This is a genomic window from Streptomyces caeni (assembly GCF_042678285.1).
Taxonomy (GTDB): Bacteria; Actinomycetota; Actinomycetes; order Streptomycetales; family Streptomycetaceae; genus Streptomyces; species Streptomyces caeni.
The window spans coordinates 124,795-147,261 of the sequence record NZ_JBHUDX010000028.1; the positions used below are offsets into that span (position 1 = coordinate 124,795).

23 protein-coding genes are annotated in these 22,467 nt (G+C 72.6%); 15 read left to right on the plus strand and 8 right to left on the minus strand.

From position 1 onward, the window contains the following. Positions 1-255: 255 nt before the first annotated feature. Positions 256-807: a L,D-transpeptidase gene (locus ACFSL4_RS12295; RefSeq protein ID WP_381081565.1), complete on the minus strand. Its 552-nt coding sequence runs from the start codon at positions 805-807 to the stop codon at positions 256-258. Between the two features lie 180 nt (positions 808-987). Between ACFSL4_RS12295 and tsaB the strand changes: the two genes are divergently transcribed. From tsaB to ACFSL4_RS12335, 8 genes are all read left to right on the plus strand, one after another. Then, complete coding sequence (tsaB, locus tag ACFSL4_RS12300) at positions 988-1,641, plus strand: tRNA (adenosine(37)-N6)-threonylcarbamoyltransferase complex dimerization subunit type 1 TsaB (protein ID WP_381081566.1); 654 nt, start codon at positions 988-990, stop codon at positions 1,639-1,641. A gap of 38 nt (positions 1,642-1,679) precedes the next feature. Beyond that, positions 1,680-2,177, plus strand: coding sequence for a ribosomal protein S18-alanine N-acetyltransferase (rimI, locus tag ACFSL4_RS12305; protein ID WP_381081625.1), 498 nt, complete (start codon positions 1,680-1,682; stop codon positions 2,175-2,177). Then, the gene (gene tsaD / locus ACFSL4_RS12310) at positions 2,170-3,261 is read left to right on the plus strand and encodes a tRNA (adenosine(37)-N6)-threonylcarbamoyltransferase complex transferase subunit TsaD (RefSeq protein ID WP_381081567.1); all 1,092 of its coding nucleotides are present in this window, start codon (positions 2,170-2,172) and stop codon (positions 3,259-3,261) included. The genes rimI and tsaD overlap by 8 nt, the downstream gene beginning before the upstream one ends. Continuing rightward, positions 3,258-3,515 (plus strand): hypothetical protein, encoded by a 258-nt coding sequence (locus ACFSL4_RS12315; protein ID WP_381081568.1) that lies wholly within the window; start codon positions 3,258-3,260, stop codon positions 3,513-3,515. Before tsaD ends, ACFSL4_RS12315 begins: the two co-directional genes overlap by 4 nt. An 87-nt stretch (positions 3,516-3,602) precedes the next feature. Beyond that, positions 3,603-4,691, plus strand: coding sequence for a LacI family DNA-binding transcriptional regulator (locus tag ACFSL4_RS12320; protein WP_381081570.1), 1,089 nt, complete (start codon positions 3,603-3,605; stop codon positions 4,689-4,691). Between the two features lie 111 nt (positions 4,692-4,802). Continuing rightward, a complete protein-coding gene (locus ACFSL4_RS12325) occupies positions 4,803-6,167 on the plus strand; it encodes an endo-1,4-beta-xylanase (protein ID WP_381081572.1) in 1,365 nt (454 codons plus the stop codon). Between the two features lie 78 nt (positions 6,168-6,245). Further along, positions 6,246-7,313, plus strand: a complete 1,068-nt coding sequence (locus ACFSL4_RS12330) for an LCP family protein (RefSeq protein WP_381081627.1) — start codon at positions 6,246-6,248, stop codon at positions 7,311-7,313. 123 nt (positions 7,314-7,436) lie between these two features. Continuing rightward, positions 7,437-7,793, plus strand: a complete 357-nt coding sequence (locus ACFSL4_RS12335) for a YciI family protein (protein WP_381081574.1) — start codon at positions 7,437-7,439, stop codon at positions 7,791-7,793. Here ACFSL4_RS12335 and ACFSL4_RS12340 read toward each other — a convergent pair whose 3' ends face one another. Then, a complete protein-coding gene (locus ACFSL4_RS12340; protein WP_381081576.1) occupies positions 7,794-8,813 on the minus strand; it encodes an MASE1 domain-containing protein in 1,020 nt (339 codons plus the stop codon). Positions 8,814-8,897: 84 nt separating this feature from the next. Then, the gene (locus tag ACFSL4_RS12345) at positions 8,898-10,253 is read right to left on the minus strand and encodes a PP2C family protein-serine/threonine phosphatase (protein ID WP_381081578.1); all 1,356 of its coding nucleotides are present in this window, start codon (positions 10,251-10,253) and stop codon (positions 8,898-8,900) included. 639 nt (positions 10,254-10,892) lie between these two features. On the opposite strand from ACFSL4_RS12345, the gene ACFSL4_RS12350 reads away from it, so the two are divergent. Beyond that, positions 10,893-12,194: an RNA polymerase sigma factor gene (locus ACFSL4_RS12350; protein WP_381081580.1), complete on the plus strand. Its 1,302-nt coding sequence runs from the start codon at positions 10,893-10,895 to the stop codon at positions 12,192-12,194. Here the strand turns inward: ACFSL4_RS12350 and ACFSL4_RS12355 are convergent. After that, the gene (locus tag ACFSL4_RS12355) at positions 12,191-13,378 is read right to left on the minus strand and encodes a THUMP-like domain-containing protein (protein WP_381081582.1); all 1,188 of its coding nucleotides are present in this window, start codon (positions 13,376-13,378) and stop codon (positions 12,191-12,193) included. The genes ACFSL4_RS12350 and ACFSL4_RS12355 overlap by 4 nt on opposite strands. Before the next feature lie 90 nt (positions 13,379-13,468). On the opposite strand from ACFSL4_RS12355, the gene ACFSL4_RS12360 reads away from it, so the two are divergent. The 4 genes from ACFSL4_RS12360 to groL all read left to right on the plus strand — a co-directional run bounded on the left by ACFSL4_RS12360 (position 13,469) and on the right by groL (position 16,957). Then, complete coding sequence (locus ACFSL4_RS12360; protein ID WP_381081584.1) at positions 13,469-13,720, plus strand: hypothetical protein; 252 nt, start codon at positions 13,469-13,471, stop codon at positions 13,718-13,720. Next, positions 13,717-14,538 (plus strand): polysaccharide deacetylase family protein, encoded by an 822-nt coding sequence (locus ACFSL4_RS12365; protein ID WP_381081586.1) that lies wholly within the window; start codon positions 13,717-13,719, stop codon positions 14,536-14,538. Before ACFSL4_RS12360 ends, ACFSL4_RS12365 begins: the two co-directional genes overlap by 4 nt. 332 nt (positions 14,539-14,870) lie before the next feature. Next, on the plus strand, positions 14,871-15,179 hold the full coding sequence (gene groES, locus ACFSL4_RS12370; protein WP_014178834.1) for a co-chaperone GroES: 309 nt from the start codon (positions 14,871-14,873) through the stop codon (positions 15,177-15,179). A 152-nt stretch (positions 15,180-15,331) separates the two neighbouring features. Continuing rightward, on the plus strand, positions 15,332-16,957 hold the full coding sequence (gene groL, locus ACFSL4_RS12375) for a chaperonin GroEL (protein WP_381081589.1): 1,626 nt from the start codon (positions 15,332-15,334) through the stop codon (positions 16,955-16,957). 108 nt (positions 16,958-17,065) lie between these two features. Here groL and ACFSL4_RS12380 read toward each other — a convergent pair whose 3' ends face one another. The 3 genes from ACFSL4_RS12380 to ACFSL4_RS12390 all read right to left on the minus strand — a co-directional run bounded on the left by ACFSL4_RS12380 (position 17,066) and on the right by ACFSL4_RS12390 (position 19,569). Then, the gene (locus ACFSL4_RS12380) at positions 17,066-17,773 is read right to left on the minus strand and encodes an ester cyclase (protein ID WP_381081591.1); all 708 of its coding nucleotides are present in this window, start codon (positions 17,771-17,773) and stop codon (positions 17,066-17,068) included. A 116-nt stretch (positions 17,774-17,889) separates the two neighbouring features. Further along, the gene (locus ACFSL4_RS12385) at positions 17,890-18,663 is read right to left on the minus strand and encodes an SDR family NAD(P)-dependent oxidoreductase (RefSeq protein WP_381081593.1); all 774 of its coding nucleotides are present in this window, start codon (positions 18,661-18,663) and stop codon (positions 17,890-17,892) included. A gap of 210 nt (positions 18,664-18,873) precedes the next feature. Beyond that, on the minus strand, positions 18,874-19,569 hold the full coding sequence (locus ACFSL4_RS12390) for an MOSC domain-containing protein (protein WP_381081595.1): 696 nt from the start codon (positions 19,567-19,569) through the stop codon (positions 18,874-18,876). Between the two features lie 80 nt (positions 19,570-19,649). On the opposite strand from ACFSL4_RS12390, the gene ACFSL4_RS12395 reads away from it, so the two are divergent. Further along, on the plus strand, positions 19,650-20,546 hold the full coding sequence (locus ACFSL4_RS12395; RefSeq protein ID WP_381081597.1) for a LysR family transcriptional regulator: 897 nt from the start codon (positions 19,650-19,652) through the stop codon (positions 20,544-20,546). Between the two features lie 494 nt (positions 20,547-21,040). Here the strand turns inward: ACFSL4_RS12395 and ACFSL4_RS12400 are convergent, their stop codons facing one another. After that, positions 21,041-21,373: a WhiB family transcriptional regulator gene (locus ACFSL4_RS12400; protein ID WP_381081599.1), complete on the minus strand. Its 333-nt coding sequence runs from the start codon at positions 21,371-21,373 to the stop codon at positions 21,041-21,043. 379 nt (positions 21,374-21,752) lie between these two features. Between ACFSL4_RS12400 and ACFSL4_RS12405 the strand changes: the two genes are divergently transcribed. Continuing rightward, entirely contained in the window at positions 21,753-22,364 is a 612-nt protein-coding gene (locus ACFSL4_RS12405; protein WP_003948568.1) for a response regulator transcription factor, read from the plus strand. The last annotated feature ends 103 nt before the right edge of the window (positions 22,365-22,467 follow it).

Here is a 22,467-nt window from a genome sequence, read left to right on the forward strand (position 1 = left end):
ACCGAGCGGAGCCGCGCACTCCGGCGCGTCGGCTTCCCGGTGACGGTGGCCGGTGCCTGGTGCCTGGTGGTCCGGTGACGGTGGCCCGGTGGTCCGGTGACGGTGGCCGGTTGCCGGTTGCCGGTTGCCGGTTGCCGGTGCTCGGTGGTCCGGTGACGGTGGTCCGGTGGTCGGGCGCTCGGTGATCCCGTGGTCTGGTGGCCGGTGCTCGGTGCTCGGTGCTCGGTGCTCGGTGGTCCGGTGCCCGTCGGCCCGCTACCCGGTGACGACGACCTTCGTGCCGAGCGTCGCGAACTCCCACATCGCCGTGCCGTCCGCGCGGGACTCGCGGATCCCGCCCAGCTTCTTCGAAGCGTCGGGCCTGGGCGTCGAACCGTCGACCGCCGCGCTGAAGCCGATCACCGCGCCTTCATGGCTCGTGAACCGCACGATGTGTTCGACCAGCCTGCCGTCCGACCCGGGGGACGTGGCGGTCCGGGAGGTCACCGCGTAGGTGCCCGGCAGCGGATCCACCGTTCCCGGCATGACCTTGAACGTGCGCTGGACCTTGCCGTCCGCGCCCACGAGCCACACCCGGTCGCTGTCGAGCGCGTACACGACCCGCTCGCCGGAGCCGGAGGCGCCGGGCAGCGCCGCGGGGTTCTTCCTGGCGGGCGGCTTCGGGGCGGTGGCCGCCGGCGACTTCTTCGCCTGCGGCCTGCCCAGCGAGTCGGGCACATGCGCCGATGCCTGGTAGGCGAGGAAACCGACCGTGACGATGGCCGCCACGGTGAGCCCGGCCACGAATCCCGAGCTGCTCCTAGCCACCTGTGCCCACCTCTCGACCCCGCGCGACGCGCGGGGGGTACTCGTCACCCGTGTCCGACCCGAACGACGTACCGATGCCGTTGACCGAATCCTTCGTACGCCGCTGCTGTGACGGTAGCAGCAGGCGCCGGCCGTACCGGGTCGGCCGTGCGCGGGGCCCGGGCGCCGTAGGCTGTTTGCGTGCTCTTGCTCGCTCTGGATACCGCCACCCCGGCCGTCACCGTCGCCCTCCACGACGGCACTTCCGTCGTCGCGTCCTCGATGCAGGCGGACGCGCGCCGGCACGGGGAACTCCTGCTGCCCACCGTCGACCGTGTCCTCGCCGAGGCGGGCACACGGCTCGACGCCGTCACAGACATCGTCGTGGGCGTGGGCCCCGGCCCCTACACCGGTCTGCGGGTGGGGCTGATGACCGCCGACACCTTCGGGCTCGCGCTCGGCGTCCCCGTGCACGGCCTGTGCACGCTCGACGGCCTGGCGTACGCCTCCGATCTCGACGTGCCGTTCGTGGTGGCCACGGACGCCCGCCGCAAGGAGGTCTACTGGGCGCGGTACGACAACGCCCGCACCAGGGTCACCGAGCCCGCCGTGGACCGGCCCGCGGACATCGCGGAGGCGGTCGCCGGCCTGCCCGCCGTCGGCGGCGGCGCGCTGCTGTATCCCGGCACGTTCCCGCAGACGCGCGAGCCCGAGCACGTCTCGGCGGCCGCGCTCGCCTCCCTGGCGGTGGAGAAGCTGGCGGCGGGCGAGGAACTGGCCGCCCCCCGGCCGCTGTACCTGCGCCGCCCCGACGCGCAGGTGCCCAGGAACTACAAGGTGGTCACCCCCAAGTGACCACGCCCGTGACGCCCGTGACGCCCGTGCTGCGCGAGATGCGCTGGTGGGACATCGATCCCGTGCTGGAGCTGGAGAAGGACCTCTTCCCCGAGGACGCCTGGTCGCGGGGCATGTTCTGGTCCGAACTCGCCCACTCCCGGGGCCCGGAGGCCACCCGGCGCTACGTCGTGGCCGTCGAGGACGAGCGGATCGTCGGGTACGCGGGGCTGGCCGCCCAGGGCGAACTGGGCGACATCCAGACCATCGCCGTCGCCCGCGACCACTGGGGCACGGGGCTCGGCGGGCAGCTGCTGACCGAGCTGCTGCGGGCCGCGACCGCGTTCGAGTGCGCCGAGGTGATGCTCGAATGCCGGGTCGACAACGTCCGTGCGCAGAAGCTCTACGAGCGCTTCGGCTTCGAACCCATCGGGTTCAGACGCGGCTACTACCAGCCGGGGAACGTGGACGCCCTGGTGATGCGCCTGACCACAGCGCCCGACGGCGGCACCGCCGCGGGCTCCCCCTCAGCACAAGGAACCGAGAGCAATGGCTGACGAACCCCTGGTCCTGGGGATCGAGACCTCCTGCGACGAGACCGGCGTCGGCATCGTCCGCGGCACCACCCTCCTCGCGGACGCGGTCGCGTCCAGCGTCGACGAGCACGCGCGCTTCGGTGGCGTCGTCCCGGAGGTGGCGAGCCGCGCACACCTGGAGGCGATGGTGCCGACCATCGAGCGCGCGCTGAAGGACGCGGGTGTGTCGGCGAAGGACCTCGACGGCGTCGCGGTCACCGCGGGGCCCGGTCTCGCCGGCGCCCTGCTGGTGGGCGTCTCGGCGGCGAAGGCGTACGCCTACGCGCTGGGCAAGCCCCTGTACGGCGTCAACCACCTCGCCTCCCATGTGTGCGTGGACCAGCTGGAGCACGGCGCGCTGCCGGAGCCGACGATGGCGCTGCTGGTGAGCGGCGGGCACTCCTCGCTGCTGCTGTCCACGGACATCACGTCGGACGTGCGGCCGCTCGGCGCGACCATCGACGACGCGGCGGGCGAGGCGTTCGACAAGATCGCGCGGGTGCTGAACCTCGGCTTCCCCGGCGGCCCGGTCATCGACCGCTACGCGCGGGAGGGCGACCCGGAGGCCATCGCGTTCCCGCGCGGTCTGACCGGGCCGCGCGATCCGGCGTACGACTTCTCCTTCTCCGGCCTGAAGACGGCCGTGGCCCGCTGGATCGAGGCGAAGCGGGCGGCGGGGGAGGAGGTGCCGGTACGGGACGTGGCGGCGTCCTTCCAGGAGGCGGTCGTGGACGTGCTGACCAGGAAGGCCGTGCGGGCCTGCAAGGACGAGGGCGTCGACCATCTGATGATCGGCGGCGGTGTGGCCGCGAACTCGCGTCTGCGGGCGCTGGCGGGGGAGAGGTGTGCCGCGGCCGGGATCCGGCTGAGGGTGCCCCGGCCCAAGTTGTGCACGGACAACGGCGCGATGGTCGCGGCGCTGGGTGCCGAGATGGTCGCCCGGGGCCGCCCGGCGTCGGCCTGGGACCTGTCCGCGGACTCGTCGCTGCCGGTGACGGACCCGCATGTGCCGGGGCACGGGCACGACCACGTCCACGAGGTGAGCAAGGAGAACCTGTACTCGTGAGAGTCGCGTTGATGTGGGAGGCGCGGGCCGCGGCCGGGCGGGGCGAGGATCTGCTGGCCTGGGCGAGGGAGCAGGAGCTGACGCCCGCGCCGCTGCGCCGGGAGACCTTCCGGGCCCCGCAGGACCGTGTCCTCGTCATCACCTGGTGGGACGCGGACCTCGCCGCCGGCCTTCCCGACCTGCCCGACCCGGACGAGGAACTGGCGGCCCGGCCGGTGCACCGGTGGCGGTTCGAGTCGGTGGACTGCGCCTGAACCCGCAGCCGGGGGCTCCTCCAGCGGGGTTCGAGCTACCGAATGTTTCGACTGGTGTGCCGAATCTTCCCGGCATACCATCCGCCCATGACACCCTCGGAACCCGCCGGACCGAACGCGACCCCGCCGACCTCGCCGACCTCTGAGACCCCGCCGTCGCCGGCACGTCCGGTGCGGACCGCCACGCTCGCCGGGATCGCCCGCGAGGCGGGGGTTTCCGCGCCCACCGTGTCCAAGGTGCTCAACGGCCGGGCCGACGTCGCCCCGGCGACCCGGGCCCGCGTCGAGGGCCTGCTGCGTGCCCACGGCTACCGCCGGCGCCGCTCCGAGGCCACGCGCTCGCCCCTGATCGACCTGATCTTCCACGAACTGGAGAGCTCCTGGGCGCTGGAGGTCATCCGGGGCGTGGAGAACGTGGCGCGCGAGGAGGGGCTGAGCGTCGTGCTGTCCGAGAGCGCGGGGCGGCTCACGCCCGGCCGGACCTGGGCCGACCAGGTCGCCGCCCGCCGCCCGCACGGGGTGATCCTCGTCCTGTCCGGCCTCGACGAGTCCCAGCGCGCGCTGCTGACCAGCCGCTCCATTCCGTTCGTGGTGATGGACCCGGCCGGCGACCCGGGCGACGACGTGCCGTCGATCGGTGCCACCAACTGGCACGGCGGCCTGGCCGCGACCCGGCATCTGATCGAGCTGGGGCACCGGCGGATCGCCGCGTTGAGCGGTCCCGCGCGCATGATGTGCAGCCGCGCCCGGGTCGACGGATACCGGGCGGCGCTGGAGACCGCGGGACTGCCGTACGACCCCGGGCTGATCAGGGCCGGCAACTTTCATCACGACGCCGGCTACCGGCTCGGCCTCGACGTGCTGCGCAGGCCCGACCGGCCGACGGCGGTCTTCGCGGGCAACGACCTCCAGGCGCTCGGGCTCTACGAGGCGGCTCGCGAGCTGGGGCTGCGCATCCCCGAGGACCTGAGCGTGGTCGGGTTCGACGATCTGCCGGTGGCCCGCTGGGTGGGGCCGCCGCTGACGACCGTGCGGCAGCCGCTGAGGGAGATGGCGGAGGCGGCGGCCCGGCTCGTGCTGGACCTGGCGCGCGGGGACGGCGCCACGGCGGCGACCCGGGTGGAGCTGGCGACCAGTCTGGTGGTGCGGAGCAGTACGGGGGCGCCTCCCGCGTGACGCACGGGGCGGCCGTGGCCGGAAGCCGATGTATTGACGGGTGAGGCGAATCCCTCCACACTCCTCCGAAGCCAATCGGTCTGAATACCGAATCTTTCGGAGGCACCCGCCATGAGAACCTCCAGACCATCCTTACGCGTCCGGCTCACCGCCCTGCTGGCCGGCGCCGCGGCCGCCGGGGCCCTGCTCGTGGCCGGCACGAGTGCGGCCCACGCCGCCGGCACACCCCTGCGGGACCTGGCGGCGGCCCGGGGCAAGGTCATCGGCACGGCCGTCACCGGTTCCAGGCTCACCGGCGCCTACGCCGACATCGCCGGCGGCCAGTTCGGTTCGCTCACCCCCGGGAACGCCATGAAATGGGGCTCGGTGGAGCCCAGCCGCGGCACCTACGACTGGGCCGAGGCCGATCAGATCGTCGCCTTCGCCCAGGCCCACGACCAGCAGGTGCGCGGCCACACCCTGGTCTGGCACAGCCAGAACCCCACCTGGCTGACGAACGGCAACTGGACACCGGCCCAGCTCAGCGGCCTGCTCCAGGACCACATCACCACCGAGGTCACCCGCTACAAGGGCAGGCTGGCCGCCTGGGACGTGGTGAACGAGCCGTTCAACGAGGACGGCACCTACCGCTCGACGATCTGGTACGACAACCTCGGCCCGGACTACATCGCACAGGCTCTGACCTGGGCGCACGCGGCCGACCCGAGCGCCAGGCTGTACATCAACGACTACAACGTCGAGGGCGTGAACGCCAAGAGCACGGCCCTGTACAACCTGGTCAAGTCCCTCAAGGACCGCGGTGTCCCGATCGACGGAGTGGGGCTGCAGGCCCACCTGATCCTCGGTCAGGTCCCGTCCACGCTCCAGCAGAACATCCAGCGCTTCGCCGACCTGGGCGTGGACGTGGCGGTCACGGAGCTGGACATCCGTATGCAACTGCCCGCCACCGACGCCAAGCTGGCGCAGCAGCGGGCCGACTACCGCAGCGTGGTCTCCGCGTGTGCGGCGGTGACGCGCTGCGCCGGCGTCACGGTCTGGGGCTTCACCGACTCGGACTCGTGGATCCCGGACGTCTTCGACGGCTACGGGGCGGCGACCCCGTACGACGAGAACTACGCGCCGAAACCGGCCTACGACGGCATCGCGGAGGCGCTCGGCGCGAGCGTGCCGCCCCCGCCGACGGACGGCTGCACGGCGGTGTACGCCGTGACCGGCCAGTGGGACAGCGGCTTCACGGGCCAGGTGACGATCGCCTGCTCGGGCGGCTCGCTGGCGTCGTGGACGGCGAACTGGTCGTTCGGCGCCGGGCAGCGGATCGCCCAGGCGTGGAACGCGGACTGTACCCAGTCGGGTGCGGCGGTGACGTGCTCGAACGCCTCCTGGAACGGGACCGTGCCGGACGGCGGTTCGGTGACGTTCGGGTTCAACGCGTCGTGGAGCGGGAGCAACCCGGTGCCGTCGGTGACATTGGGCTGAGGGCACGCTGAGAAGAGTGAGATTTTCTGAAGAATGGCGGTCAGGTACCGTTACTCGCCATAAATCCGATCTACGTTCCTGCGCGTGACATCAGAAGAGGAGCGCGCGGACGAGAACGGGAGCGCGGGCAACCATGGCGGCCGGCGGCCACGTCTGTGGAGGGCCGCCGGCGCCGTGGCCGCGTGCGGTCTTGTCCTCTCGGCCGCCGGTGCGGGCTGGGCGTACTGGCATCTGAACCACAACATCAGGAGCGTCGACATCAACGGCGCCCTGGGCGACAACCGCCCCGCGGCGGCGGCCCCGGCACCCTCGGGGTCCTTGTCCGCCTCGCGGCTGCCCGACGGCCCCCTGAACATCCTGGTCCTGGGCTCCGACTCGCGCAGCGGCGAGGCCAACGCGGCGCTCGGCGGCGGCCGGACCTTGGGCGCCCGCTCCGACACGGCGATGGTGGTGCACATCGACGCGGGCCGCACGGACGCGACGGTGGTGAGCATCCCGCGCGACACGCTGGTCACCCGGCCCTCGTGCCCGCTGGCCTCGGGCGGTACGAGTCCGGTGGCCCACGACGCGATGTTCAACAGCGCGTACGCGGTGGGCGGCCCGGTCTGCGCGGTCAAGACGGCCGAGTCGATCACCGGCATCCGCATGGACCACTACCTGGAGATCGACTTCTCGGGCTTCGCACGGCTGGTGGACGCGCTCGGCGGGGTCACGGTCACCACCGACGAGGACATCGACGACGCCAAGAGCCATCTGCGCCTCACGGCGGGCACCCACCACCTGACCGGCGCGCGGGCGCTGGCGCTGGCCCGTACGCGCCACGGCATCGGCGACGGCAGCGACCTGGGCCGCATCGGTCTCCAGCAGAACCTGGTGAAGGCGCTGCTGGAACAGATCGCCGCCACGGACCTGCTGACCGACCCCGCGAAGCTCTACCGGGCCGCGGACACGGTCACCGGCAGCCTCACCACCGACACGGGACTGGACTCGCTGCCGGAACTGGTGCGCCTGGGGCAGAGCCTGAAGGGCCTGACGGCGACGTACGTGAAGACGGTGACGATGCCGGTGGTGACGGCCCCGTCGGACCCCAACCGGGTGATCGCGGAGCAGCCGGCGGCAGACGACCTGTGGGCGTCGCTGAGGTGAGGCGGACGGCGCCCGGGAAAACTCCCCGACGGAATTCCGCGGCCGGTGTCGATCCGCCCCGCCGCCGTTCGACGCACGGGTGTGAGGCCGGGACAGGCCCGGCCCCCGACCACGGGAGTCACCATGCCGCGCTATATGTCGCTCGTGCGCATCGACGAGACCACCGCGCCCCCGGAAGGCCCCAGCCCCGAGCTGATGGAGCGGATGGGCGAGCTGATCGAGGAGATCACCAAGGCCGGGGTGATGCTCGACACCGCCGGCCTGACGCCGTCCGCGCAGGGCACCCGGGTGCGCTGGGAGGGCGGGAAGGTCTCCGTCACGGACGGGCCGTTCACCGAGTCCAAGGAGGTCATCGGCGGCTACGTGATCATGCAGTGCAAGGACCAGGCCGAGGCGATGGAGTGGGCCAAGCGGTTCCTGAAGGTGCACGAGGAGCACTGGACGGTCACCTGCGAGGTGCGCGAGATCGCGGAGGGCTGATCACGGCGGTTCCCGGCCCCGTCCGCCGCCTTCTTCGGCGTCGCCCCCGTCGTCGGGGGGCGCGGGGCGGCGGACGCCGCCGGGCGCGCTCCTCGTCACCATCTCGCCGAGCTGCTGGCAGGCCAGCTCGATCTCCCGCCGGGTCTGGTTGCGCTCGGCGACGGATGCCGCGAGCAGCAGCGCGGTGAGGGCGGCGGAGGCGTTGAACGCCTGCAGACTGATCATGGTGGTGAGCAGGTCGTGACCTTCGAACGGGCCCACGCGCTGGGTGGCGGCGACGATCGCGAAGACCGACAGGGTGAGCGCGCAGGGAGCGGCCCCCGCCAGCTGGAAGCGGAAGGCCGCCCAGATCAGTACCGGGAAGGCGAGGAACCTGAGCGGCACCTCGGCGGTCTCCAGGAACCCGGCACCGAGGGTGGCCACCACGAGCAGTGCTCCCTCGCACCATCGTGCCGCCCGGAGGTCCCTCGGCCGGTGCGCCGAGCGCAGGACGAGCAGCACGGGCGCGACCACCAGGACGCCCATCGCGTCGCCGGTCCACCAGACCGACCACGTCGGCCAGAACCCGGCGGGGGGCAGCGCGCCGGCGAGGAGCAGGGCGGCGCTGCCGACCGTCGCGCTGACCAGCATCCCGGTGAAAGCACCGAGGAAGATCAGCGCGAGGGCGTCCCGCAGCCGGTCCATCTCCGTGCGGAACCGCACGCGGCGCAGCAGCGCGTACGAGCCAACCGGCGCGAGCGTGTTCCCCACCGTGATCGCCAGAACGGCGGGGACGGACGGCCCGAGCGTGATGTTGACCAGGAACGCGCCGATCGCGATCCCGGGCCAGACCCACGGGCCGAGCAGGAGCAGCCCGGCCAGGGCGATCCCGGTCGGCGGCCACAGCGGGGTGACCTGGCCGCGCACCAGGTGCTGCAGCAGCCCCAGCCGGGCCGAGCCGTAGTACAGCGCGGCGACCGCGCAGATCTCCAGCGCGGCCACGCCACCGTGCCGCAGCCGCTCATGCCGGGCGAGAGTCATCGGGAGGTCTCCCTGTCGGCTTCGTCCCGTAGTCCATCGTCCGTCGATCACACCCGTTCCACCACGTCACCGGCGACGGCCCGCCTACGGGGCGGCCGTCCGTCCGGTCGGCGGGGTGCGCAGGGCGAGGATGGCCATGTCGTCATGACCGTCGCTGGGGTGTCGGTCGGCCAGCGCCCGGACGAAGTCCTGCAGGGGCAGCCCGGCATGGTCGGCGGCGAGAGCGGCGAGCTGGTCCAGGCTCTCGTCGATGGGGTGGTCCGGGTGCTCGACGAGCCCGTCGGTGAAGAAGACGACGGTGGTGTCCGGGGGCAGGGGGTGGGTGTGGTCGGGGCGGGGCTGGTCGGGGTCCACCCCGAGCGGCGGCCCGGGTTCGGCGAAGAGGTATTCCGCCCTCCGGCCGGGGCTGGCCAGCAGCGGCGGGACATGTCCCGCGGTGCTCCAGTGCAGCCGCCAGGCCGGTCCGTCGGGTTCGATGCGGGCCAGGTTGGTGGTGGTGACGGGATTGTCGGTGATGGCCTGGAGGGTGCGGTCGAGCTGGGTGAGGACCGCGCTGGGCGGACTGCCCCGGTCGAACAGCAGGGCACGCAGCATGTTGCGGGTGGAGGCCATGGCGGCCGCGGCGTGCAGATCGTGGCCGACCACGTCGCCGATGACGACCGCCACCACACCGTCCGGCAGCAGGATGGCGTCGTACCAGTCCCCGCCCAGTCGGCTGGGCTGGGCGGCGGGCCGGTAGATGGCCGCGGCCGTGAACGGCCGCAGGTCCGGCAGGGCCGGCAGCAGGAGCCGCTGGAACTGCTCGGACCCCGTGCGTACCCGTTCGAACAGGCGGACGTTCTCGATCGCGATGCCGGCGGCACTGGCCAGGGCGACGACGATGTTCTCGTCATGGACGTCGAAGGGCCGGCCGTCGCTTCGCTCGCAGAGGTAGAGGTCGCCGTAGACCTCACCGCGGACTCTGATGGCGACCCCGAGCAGATGGCCCATGTGCGGGTGGTCACGGGGGAACCCGACGGAGGCCGGGTGGCTGGAGATGTCCTCGATCCGCAGGGGACCCGGGTGGTGGATCAGATACCCGAGGACGCCTCGGCCGCGCGGCAGATCGACCCCGGCCAAGGCGGCGCGCTGCTGCTCGGACAGTCCGGCGGTGATGAACTCGTCCAGGTAGTCCCCGGACTCGTTGAGGACCCCCAGTGCCCCGTAGCGGGCACCCACCAGGTCCATGGCGGTGGTCACGATGCGGTGCAGCACCCCGGGCAGCTCCACCTCCCGGCTGATGGCCACCACCGCGTCCAGCAGTCCCTGCAGCCGCTCCGTGGCCGTGAGCAGGGCGCGCAACTGCTCGTCGATCCGGCCCAGTTCCTCGCGCAGCCGCAGCCGCAGGTCGGGAAGGCTCGGCGGCTGCTCGGGATCCCGCCCCTCCTTGCTCCCCGCCATCACGGACGCCCGGCGACCTGATGTGCGGACCCGGCGCCGTGCCCGGCCGCCTCCGAGGGCGAGGAGCCCCTGGGGCCCGCCCGGCGGTCACCGCGGATCCGCTCAACCAGCCACTCACCCGAGCGGTACACCCCGGCCTCCCGACCCGACCGTGATCAAACTGACCACAGCGTGGCACGGTCCGACGGCCCGTCCCGGCCATTGCTCCGAAAGCGGCATGCCCCACCCGACTCCGACCACCCGACTCCGGCCCCCCGGTTCCGGCCCCCCGGTTCCGGTTGCCCGGTTCTGGCTGCCCGGTTCTGGCCGTCTGGTTTCGGCTGCCTGGCTCTGGCCGTCTGGCTCTGGCTGTCTGGTTCTGGCCACCCGGTTCCGGTTGCCCGGGTCCTGGCTGTCCGGTTCCGGTTGCCTGGTTCCGGTTGCCTGGTTCCGGCTGTCCGGTTCCGGCCGCCCGGCCTGGGGGGCTCCGTGGCGGGCGGCACGCCGCGTGCCCTCTGCGCGACCACGGCCGCCCCGCCCGACCCGGAGCGTGGCTCCACGGCTTTGCGCGCGACAGACTTGACTCCCGGCCCCGCAGGGCCGGCCGCACGGACCGGAATCCCCGGGCCCCGCAGGGTCGCACGCATCAGGAGGCTCCCCATGACACCGAAGCCCACCGCCGCTGCGGCCGGTGCCATCGAGACCGTGTTCCGGATGGAGTCCGCGCGCGTCATCGCCGGTGTCGCCCGGGTCGTCCGTGACGTCGGGATAGCCGAGGAACTGGCGCAGGACGCGCTGGTCGCCGCCCTGGAGCAGTGGCCGCGCGACGGGGTGCCCGACAACCCCGGCGCCTGGCTGATGACCACCGCCAGGCGCCGCGCGATCGACCTCGTCCGCCGCCGGGAGCGGTACGCGCGCAAGCTGGAGGAGGTCGGGCGGGACCTGGAGGCCGCGCCGTACCACGTCGACGAGCCGTCCTACCCCGACGACATCGACGACGACCTGCTGCGGCTGGTCTTCACCGCCTGCCATCCCGTGCTGTCCGCCGAGTCCCGCATCGCGCTCACCCTGCGGCTGCTCGGCGGGCTGACCACGGCCGAGATCGCCCGCGCGTTCCTGGTGCCGGAGGCCACCGTCGCCCAGCGCATCGTGCGGGCCAAGCGGACGCTCGCCGCGAAGGGCGTCGCCTTCGAGGTGCCGTACGGGCCGGACCGCGAGGCCCGCCTCGACTCCGTGCTGGAGGTCATCTATCTGATCTTCAACGAGGGGTACGCGGCCACCGCGGGCGACGACCTGCTGCGCCCCGCCCTGTGCGAGGACGCGCTCCGGCTGGCCCGTGTGCTGGCCGAGTTGATGCCCAAGGAGTCCGAGGTGCACGGGCTGGCCGCGCTGCTGGAGTTCCAGACGTCCCGCTCCGCCGCCCGCACGGGACCCTCCGGAGAGCCCGTCCTGCTCAGGGACCAGAACCGGGCCCGCTGGAACCGCATGCTCATCGCGCGCGGCATCGCCGCCCTCGGCCGCGCCGACGCGGCCTCCCCCAGGCTCTCGGCTTCGCTCGAGCAGGGAGGACCCCCATCCGGCGCCCTGGGGCCGTACGCCCTCCAGGCCGCGATCGCCGCCTGCCACGCGCACGCCCACACCTACGAGGAGACGGACTGGGCGAGCATCGCGACCCTGTACGGCCTGCTCGCCGCCCGGTCGCCGTCGCCCGTGGTGGAGCTGAACCGCGCGGTCGCCGTCTCCATGGCCCAGGGCCCGGGCCCGGCCCTGGAGATCGTCGACCGCCTCGCCGCCGAACCGGCCCTGCGCGACTACCACTTGCTGCCCAGCGTCCGCGGCGACCTGCTGGCCCGCCTGGGACGGACCGCCGAGGCCCGCACCGAGTTCGCACGGGCCGCCTCCCTGGCCCGCAACGACCGGGAGCGGGAGCTGCTTTGGGCGCGTGCGGAGGACTGCCGCTAACCGGTCGGCTGCCGCCGGGCCGGCCGGCCCAGCAGCATCGTCGGCGCCCCCGCGACCCGCGTCAGGAACACGGTCACCGCGTTCGGTCCCTGCGGCCTGGGCAGGACCTTGCGCCGCAGTTCCTCCGGTTCGACGGCCGAGCCGCGCTTCTTGACGGTCAGGATGCCGACCTCCCGCTCCCGCAGCAGCGCCTTCAGCCTCTTCACGTTGAAGGGGAGCCGGTCGGTGATCTCGTACGCGGTGGCGTACGGCGAGGCGCGTAGCTCGTCCGCCGTGATGTACGCGATCGTCTCGTCGACCAGCCCGCCGTCCAGGTCCTCGGCCACCTCCGCCACCAGGTGCGCGCGGATCGCGGCGCCGTCGGGTTCGTAGAGGTAGCGGCCGAGCGGGCGCACCGGCGGGTCGGGCAGGCCCCGGCCGCGCAGCGTCCGCGGGCCCGGCAGCAGAGTGGCCCGTACGAGTCCCGGTTCCGTGCCGAACCACAGCACCGCCTCCTTCACATCCCCGCCGTCCGAGATCCACTCGGCCTCCGCCTCGGCGGGCACCGCCTCGTGCGGGATGCCCGGCGCGACCTTCAGGGCGGCTCGCGGGGCCTTCAGGGCCGCGGCCACGGCCCAGGACAGCGGGGGTGAGTACGCCTCCGGGTCGAAGACCCTGCCCCTGCCGCCCCGCCGCGCGGGGTCCACGAACACCGCGTCGTAGGGCGATGTGTCCACCTCCGTGACGTCCGCCTCGCGCACCTCGATCAGTGCGGACAGGCCCAGCGCCTCGGCGTTGGCCCGGGCCGCCGCCGCCGTCAGCGGGTCGCGGTCCACGGCCAGGACCCGGATGCCGGCCCGGGCGAGCGCGATCGCGTCGCCGCCGATACCGCAGCACAGGTCGGCGACGGAGGCCGCGCCCAGCTCCCGCAGCCGTCGCGCGCGGTGGGCCGCGACCGTGGCCCTCGTGGACTGCTCGACGCCGTTCGGCGTGAAGAACATCCGCCCCGCGTCCGCGCCGAACTTCGCCGCCGCCCGCTCCCGCAGCCGCGCCTGCGCGAGGGCTGCCGAGACCAGTCCGGCGGGGTGCTCGCGGCGCAGCCGGGTGGCGACGGTCAGTTCCCGGGCGGGAGCGGTGCCGCGCACCTCGTCGAGGAGGGCGCGGCCCTCGGGGGTGAGCAGGGACGCGAAGGAGTGGTCGGTCACGGGCCCATTGTCGGCCAGTCGGCGGACGGCGTGCGTCCGGTCGCGGTGTCGGCCCGGCGTGGCCGCCGGCGGCTGGAAGGATCCGGCACCATGCGATTGGTGCGACAAAACGACAAGAAGTGCGCACGGCGGCGGAAGGGGCGGGTGGTCCGCGTGCAGCGCACCGCGCGGCGCGCCGGGACCACACCCGTCGCGCCTGCCTCCCCCGTCGTCCCGGCCTGCACCGCCCTCGCAGCCGGCCGCGCCGACGCCGGGGCGGGCGGCCGGTTCCGCGGCCGGCCGGACCGGAACGTGCGGCACCGGGTACGCCCCGCGGTGGCACGCCCGGAGGACCACCTGTGAGCGCGCGGCGGCAGGCGCGGACCCTGCTCGCCGGGGCCCTCGCCGTCGCCCTCCTGTCCGGCTGCGCCCAGTCCGTCGACCCCCTCGAACGGCTGGGCGAGAAGGCGGCGCAGGAGGTGCACACCTCGAACGGGCCCCGCGACCGGGCCTACCGTCGCTGGGGGCTGCCCGCCCCGCTCGCGCCCGCACCCCGGCCGGACCGTTCCCCGGGCTTTGCCGACGGCCGCGGGGACAGAGACCTGCCGCTCGTCCTCGACCGCGTCCCCACCCGCGACAAGGTGGTCTTCCTCACCTACGACGAGGGCGCCGAAAGAGACACCCGGTTCGTCGACATGGTGCGTGAACTGCGGCTGCCCGTCAGCGTGTTCCTCACCGCCGGTGCCGTCGGCCGGGGCTACGGGCACGTCGCGCGGCTGCGCGCGGCCGGAGCGGGCATCCAGAACCGCACCCTCGGCCACGCCGGGCTGCGCGGCCGCCCCTACGAGGAGCAGCGTGCCGAGATCTGCGGCCAGCGGGACCGCATGGGACGCCGCCTGGGCCTGCGCCCGCGGCTGCTGCGCCCGCCGTACGGCACCTACGACCACATGACGCTGCGTGCGGCGGCGGACTGCGGCGTCACGGCCCTGATCCTGTGGCGCCCGACCCCGGGCGGGGAGCCCAGCGCGTACGGCAGCGGTATGGCCCTGCGCCCCGGCGACATCGTCCTGCCCCATGAGGCGGGCCGTCCCCGCACGTCCCTCACCGCGGAGACGACCCGGCTCCTGCGCCGCATCCAGGCGACGGGTTTCACGGTGGGGCGCTTGGAGGACTACCTGTAGCCGGGCCGGGAGCGGCCGTTCGGGCGATCCCGGCCGGCGGTCCCGTTCCATGCCCCGCTCCCGCCGGTTCGGCGGGAACCCCGCGGCCCGTCCCGCACGCCGTCGGGCCGCGACCGCCGGGGCGGACGCCCGGTCGGGCGGCCGCCGCGACGAGGGCGACTGGCACTCCGCTTGACCGAGTGCTAATCGCGGTCATAGTCTCAGCTCTGGCACTCACCACTGGAGAGTGCCAACACAGCGACGGGCAGGTCCGGCACCCGCGACGACGGATCGACCTGGTCGCCACCTCAGACAGTTAACCCCGTGAGATCTCCGAAGGGGGAGGTCGGATCGTGACGACCGCCAGCTCCAAGGTTGCCATCAAGCCGCTTGAGGACCGCATCGTGGTCCAGCCGCTGGACGCCGAGCAGACCACGGCCTCTGGCCTGGTCATCCCGGACACCGCGAAGGAGAAGCCCCAGGAGGGTGTCGTCCTCGCCGTGGGCCCGGGCCGCTTCGAGGACGGCAACCGTCTTCCGCTCGACGTCTCGGTCGGCGACGTCGTGCTCTACAGCAAGTACGGCGGCACCGAGGTGAAGTACAACGGCGAGGAGTACCTCGTTCTCTCGGCTCGCGACGTGCTCGCGATCATCGAGAAGTAAGTCACCGAAGCAGACCGCTGTGAGCTGCGCCCCTGGCCCCCGCGACCGTTGACAAGCCGGGCGCCGGGGGCGCCGTTCGTTTTTCACCGCGATGGCGGCCGCTCCGGCAGGGCGGCGGCCGGAGATCGCATTCGAGAGGACTGAAACGCTCCATGGCGAAGATCCTGAAGTTCGACGAGGACGCCCGTCGCGCCCTCGAGCGCGGCGTCAACAAGCTTGCCGACACGGTCAAGGTGACGATCGGCCCCAAGGGCCGCAACGTCGTCATCGACAAGAAGTTCGGTGCCCCGACCATCACCAACGACGGTGTCACCATCGCCCGTGAGGTGGAGATCGAGGACCCGTACGAGAACCTCGGCGCCCAGCTGGTGAAGGAGGTGGCGACCAAGACCAACGACATCGCGGGTGACGGTACGACCACCGCCACCGTGCTCGCCCAGGCGCTGGTGCGCGAGGGCCTGAAGAACGTCGCCGCGGGTGCCTCCCCGGCCTCCCTGAAGAAGGGCATCGACGCCGCCGTCAAGGCCGTCTCCGACGACCTGCTGGCCACCGCCCGCCCGATCGAGGAGAAGTCCGACATCGCCGCCGTCGCCGCGCTGTCCGCCCAGGACCAGCAGGTCGGCGAGCTGATCGCCGAGGCGATGGACAAGGTCGGCAAGGACGGCGTCATCACCGTCGAGGAGTCCAACACCTTCGGTCTGGAGCTGGACTTCACCGAGGGCATGGCCTTCGACAAGGGCTACCTGTCGCCGTACTTCGTGACGGACCAGGAGCGCATGGAGGCCGTTCTCGACGACCCGTACATCCTCATCACCCAGGGCAAGATCTCCTCCATCGCGGACCTGCTGCCGCTGCTGGAGAAGGTCATCCAGGCGGGCTCCTCGAAGCCGCTGCTGATCATCGCCGAGGACGTCGAGGGCGAGGCCCTGTCCACCCTCGTCGTGAACAAGATCCGCGGCACGTTCAACGCCGTCGCCGTCAAGGCCCCCGGCTTCGGCGACCGCCGCAAGGCGATGCTGCAGGACATGGCGGTCCTCACCGGCGCCACCGTCGTCTCCGAGGAGGTCGGCCTCAAGCTCGACCAGGTCGGCCTGGACGTGCTGGGCTCCGCCCGCCGCATCACGGTCACCAAGGACGACACCACCATCGTCGACGGCGGCGGCAAGAGCGAGGACGTCTCGGGCCGCGTCGCCCAGATCAAGGCCGAGATCGAGACCACGGACTCCGACTGGGACCGCGAGAAGCTCCAGGAGCGCCTCGCGAAGCTGGCCGGCGGCGTGTGCGTGATCAAGGTCGGCGCCGCCACCGAGGTGGAGCTGAAGGAGAAGAAGCACCGCCTGGAGGACGCCATCTCCGCGACCCGTGCCGCGGTCGAGGAGGGCATCGTCTCCGGTGGCGGCTCCGCGCTGGTCCACGCCTCCAAGGTGCTGGCCGACGGCCTCGGCAAGCAGGGCGACGAGGCCACCGGTGTCGCCATCGTCCGCCGCGCGGTCGTCGAGCCGCTGCGCTGGATCGCCGAGAACGCGGGCCTTGAGGGCTACGTCATCGCCTCCAAGGTCGCCGACCTGGAGAAGGGCAACGGCTACAACGCCGCCACCGGCGAGTACGGCGACCTGATCAAGGCCGGCGTCATCGACCCGGTCAAGGTCACCCGCTCCGCCCTGGAGAACGCCGCCTCCATCGCCTCCCTGCTCCTGACGACCGAGACCCTGGTCGTCGAGAAGAAGGAAGAGGAGGAGCCGGCCGCGGCCGGCCACGGCCACGGTCACGCCCACTGACGCGGGACGGCCGTCCGCGCCGGGGCCCGGCACTCCGCTCCGGAGTGCCGGGCCCCGGCGTGTTCCGGCACGGCGTCCGCGACGCGCCGACGCCTCGGTGACCCCGCCTCAGGTCTCCAGCTCGTCGAGCGCCCCCAACTGGGCCATCAGCCCGAGCCGGTCGTACTGCCACCAGCTCTCGGCGATCTTCCCGTCCTCGGCGCACCGGAAGACGGTCGTGCCGGTCATGGCGACCTTCCGGCCGGTGGCCGCGATCCCGAGGAACTCGCCCCTGTGCCGGCCGTTCCAGCTCCATCGTGTGCACACCCGGTCGCCCTCGCAGATCTGGTCCTCGACGGTGAACGCGAAGTCGAAGCCGTCCCGCCACACCCGCAGTTCGCGGCGCATGGCGTCCATCCCGATGACCTCCTGCGCGTCGGCGGGATCGTGGTGATGGTGGTCCTCGGTGAGCAGACCGTCGAGCGGCGGCGGCTCACCCTCACCGGGAAGCGTCTCGAAGAACCGCCGGACGGCCGCCGCGTTCAACTGCTCGTCCCGCACCACGTCCAGGTCCGTGAACGTGGGTGCCTCCTCGCAGAGGGAGACCATCTCGCGGAAGATCCGGGCGGTCTCCGGAAGACGCGAGTTCCGCATCGCCTCCTCGTACGAGGGGAACTCCACGATCTCGACGAGGTGCGAGGCGTCGGAGCGGTCCTGGCCGATGACGCTGTGGGTCGCCGTCCGTTTGCCCCGGGTCTGCTCGGCCCATGTGTCCAAGAGCCGGTTCATCTCATCGAACCGACTGGTCTTGCAGTCGATGAGCTGCACGAATGTCATGACGCCGCCTCCGGCCCCCCTGGGTCCGGTGTCTAAGGCCATTTTCCCACCCGAGGGGCGGCGCCACCTGTTCTGCCGCGGCCCGCGGCCGTGCCGTCGAAGGCCGCACCTCTGTCCTACCGCGGCCCGTACTTGCGCCCCGTCCGCGAGCTGATCCCGCCCAGCAGCGCTCGCGGTGTCACCTTCACCACGCCCATCAGCGCCTTGTACCGCGGGTCCGGGACGGACAGCGTCTTGCCCCGGGCCAGGTCCGCGAGTGCGGAGGCCACCAGCTTGTCCGCGTCCAGCCACATCCAGTTCGGGATGTTGTCCGTTCCCATCCCGGCCCGCTCGTGGAACTCCGTGCGGACGAACCCCGGGCACAGCGCCATCAGCCGTACCCCCGACCCGGCCAGGTCCCGCGCCGCGCCCTGTGTGAACTGCACGACCCACGCCTTGGACGCGCCGTACGTGCCGCGCGGGACGAACGCCGCCACCGAGGCCACGTTGACGATCCCGCCGCGCCCGCGTGTGCGCATCGCCTCCGACGCCGCGCTCGTCAGCCGCAGCACGGCCTCGCAGTGCACCTTCAGCATCCGCAGCTCGTCGGCCATCGGCACGTCGAGATAACGGCCCTTGTTGCCGAAGCCCGCGTTGTTGACGAGCAGGTCGACCGGGTTCCTGAGGTCGGACAGACGCCGGGCGACCGTCTCGATGCCGTCGTCCGTTGCCAGGTCCGCCGTCAGGACCTCCGCCTCGATGCCGTGCCGGTCGTGCAACTCGGTCGCCTGCTCCCGCAGCCGGTTGCCGTCGCGGGCCACCAGGACGAGGTCATGGCCGTCGGCGGCGAGCCGCCGTGCGAACGCGGCGCCGATGCCCGCGGTCGATCCCGTAATCAAAGCCGTTGTCATGGGCCAACGATATTGACTGTGCCGCTCTCCGGGAGGAGTGGAGTGCCGGCTCACACCGCCGGGTCGCGCCGGGGAGACGGTGGCCGCCCGGTGCCGAGGGCCCGGACGCCCGGGCCGGTCCGCTCCCCGTACGAGCACGCCCACCGGCTCCGCCGCCGATGTCGCCCCTGCCTCGTCAGCCGTCAGCCGTCAGCCGTCAGCCGTCAGCCGTCAGCCGTCCGCCGCCCGCCGTCCGCCGTCCGCCGCGTGCTTGCGCGCGTACTCACGGACCGCCGCGGCGGTCTCGGTGTCCAGCGTGTCGCCGGCCGCCGACAGACTCGGCAGGAGATGCCGTTCCGTCGTGGACGCCCGGAAATGGACGGCCACGGTGATGTCGTGCTCGGGCCGGTGCACGATCTCGATGGGATCGCCGGCCCGTATCTCACCCGGCTCGATCACCCGCAGATAGGCGCCCGGCGCCCCTCTCCGGGTGAACCGCCTGACCCAGCCGCGCTCACCCAGGTGCTCCTGGAAGGTGCGGCACGGAATCCGCCCGGAGGCGACCTCCAGCACCACCTCGCGCCCGATGCGCCAGCGCTCGCCGATCAGCGCGCCGGACACGTCGAGTCCCTCGGTGGTGAGGTTCTCGCCGAAGGAGCCGCTCGGCAGCCGCCGGCCCAGCTCCCGCTCCCAGTCGTCCAGGTCCTCGCGGGCGAACGCGTACACCGCCTGGTCGTCTCCGCCGTGGTGCCGCAGATCGCACACCGCGTCCCCGGCCAGCCCGCTCGCCCCGGTGCCCTTCGGCCCGGGCGCGGCCACCCGCACCGGCCCGTCCACGGGCCGCTTGTCGATGCCGGTCAGGCCCTCCGGCTGGTCGGTGTACCCGACGGCCCTGGGCCGGCCCAGATTCAGAGACAGAAGCTTCATGGCCGCACGGTAGGGGATGCGGCGTCAAAGCGTCGACGCATTATTGGCCGCGATGCCCAAGGTTCCCTTATGCTCGCAGGGTGATCGAGGCCCGCCATCTCCGTGTGCTGCGCGCCGTGGCCGCGACGGGTTCCTTCTCGGCGGCGGGCCGCGAGCTGGGCTGCACACAGCCCGCCGTCAGCCAGCAGATGAAGGCGCTGGAGTCGTCCGTCGGTACGCCGCTGCTGATCCGCAGCGGCCGCGCGATGCGTTTGACGCAGGCCGGTGAGGCGCTGGTGCGGCACGCGGCGGGCATCCTCGCGGGGCTGACGGCCGCCGAGGAAGAGGTCGCCGCCATCGCCGGGCTCAGGGCCGGCCGTGTGCGCCTGGTCTCCTTCCCGAGCGGCAGCTCCACGCTCGTCCCCGCCGCGCTCGCCGCCCTGCGCGCCGCGCACCCCGGCACCCGGGTCTCGCTGGAGGAGGCCGAACCGCCCGAGTCCGTCGAGAGGCTGCGTGCCGGCGACTGCGACATCGCGCTCGCCTTCCGCTACGAGGGCGCGGCGGGCGCCGAGGAGTGGGGCGACCTGGTCGTGCGCCATCTGCTCACCGACCGGCTGGTCGGGCTGGTCCCCGAGAGGCACCGCCTCGCGCGCGCGGGATCCGTCGCGATCGGCGACCTCGCAGGGGAGCCGTGGATCGCGGGCTGCCCGCGCTGCCGGGGACAACTGGTGGAGGTGTGCGAGAGCGTCGGCTTCACGCCCCGCATCGACTTCGCGACCGACGACTACCCGGCGGTGGCCGGCCTGGTGGGCGCCGGCCTCGGCGTGGCCGTCCTGCCCCAGCTCGCGCTCGAGTCCGTACGCCCGAGGGGCGCCCGCCCGGTCACGTTGGAACCGGCGGTACCACGGGAGATCGTCGCCCTCACGCTGCCCGACCTGGCCCAGGTGCCGGCGGTGGCGGCGACGCTGGAGGAACTGGAACGGGCTGCCGGGCGCTAGGGGGTGTTTCGAAGGTCCTGTGCGGTGCCCGCGGTGTCCGGTGCGTGCTCTCGGAGTGCCGGCCGGGGGTCCTCGTACCGGACACTTGGGCTTTCGGCAGGTGCGGCGAGTGAGGGGTGCCCTCCGCTCGAAGAGCCTGGGGGAGCGTGCCGGGCGACGCGACCGGGCGAACGTTGCCTGTTGGGGCACTGGGCCCGCCTCGAACGGGGATCGCGGCTGGATGAGTGGTGCTTCGCCGTGGAGTCCGAAGAGTGGCTCGCCGCCCGAAGAGGCGGTCTCGCCTCGATTGGGGCCGTTGCCGGAAGGGGGCGCTCGCGCCTCGATCGGGGCGGTTGCGCGAAGAAGGAGGTCTCGCCTCGAGGGCGGCCGTTGGCCCAAGGAGGCGCTAGCGCCTCGTGACGGGCCCTCGCGCCCGCCGTCCTCCCCCTCAAGAAGGGGCCCTCGCCCCAAGAATATGGGCACGCTCGCGCGCGCCCGTCTGCAGAAACGTTACTTCAGTTGTTCGAGGCGGCCGTGCCCCCGCTACTGGTCGACGCCGGTACCAGCCGGTTCCGTGCCCGGCCCATGAGCTCTTCGCGCTCGTCCTCGGTCAGTCCGCCCCACACGCCGTACGGCTCGCGCACTGCCAGTGCGTGGGCAGCGCACTCCGCGCGCACGGGGCACCTCATGCAGACCTCTTTGGCCGAGTTCTCGCGAGCGCTCCGGGCCGCCCCGCGCTCACCCTCCGGATGGAAGAAGAGCGAACTGTCGACCCCGCGGCAGGCCGCATGGAGCTGCCAGTCCCACAGATCCGCGTTCGGACCGGGAAGGCGGGAGAAGTCTGCCATTGCATGTCCCCTCGTTGCCGTTCTGTGCGGATACGTGCCCCCGACCGTGCATAGACGATCTTAGGAGATGAAAATATGACTCATTGCGAATCTAGCTCCAGACACCGCCCAAGGGGAAGAAAAGCGTCTAAATGGGGCATAGGTTGTGTTGAAAGTTCGAGGGTCCGCCGCGCATGTCTGCACCGTGTCCGCACCCTCACGTACAGTGCCGAAGATGGCTTGCTGCACCGTAACTCTTTCGAGTGACCATCGTTGAGAGTGCGGAGGCGGTTGAAACAAGAAGCGCTCGGGCAGGCGTCCGAGGGCGTCGACCGCTCAGGTGACGATTCGTACCAGCCTGGAGGCTCAAGGTGACGCGCATCAGCTGCGGAGGGCGGTCATGACATCCGTCCTCGTCTGCGACGACTCCCCGCTTGCCCGAGAGGCGCTCCGCCGCGCGGTGGCGACCGTGCCCGGCGTCGAGCGTGTGACGACGGCGGCCAACGGCGAGGAAGTCCTCCGCCGCTGGGGTGCCGACCGCTCGGACCTGATTCTGATGGACGTACGCATGCCCGGTCTGGGCGGCGTCGAGACCGTGCGCCGGCTGCTGTCCGCCGACCCGGGGGCGCGCATCATCATGCTCACCGTCGCCGAGGACCTGGACGGGGTGGCGCTCGCGGTGGCCGCCGGGGCGCGCGGCTATCTGCACAAGGACGCCTCGCGCGCGGAACTGCGGGCGACCGTCACCCAGGCCCTGGCCGACCCGACCTGGCGGCTCGCCCCGCGGCGGCTGCGCTCGGCCGAGATGGGCGCCGCGCCGACGCTCACGGCACGCGAGATCCAGGTGCTCGAAGGCATGAGCCACGGCCGCTCCAACGCGGAGATCGGCCGCGAGCTCTTCCTTTCCGAGGACACCGTGAAGACGCACGCCAGGCGGCTGTTCAAGAAGCTCGGCGCCTCGGACCGCGCGCACGCGGTGGCGCTCGGCTTCCGGTGGGGCCTGGTCCGTTAAGTGGATCACCGCGGGGGTGTGCGGATCCCCGCCTACCGCACGGTGGGCGGGGTTGGCGAAGCGGCCCGCCGGGTGCCCGCTGCTCGTTTCGCCGCGGATGCCG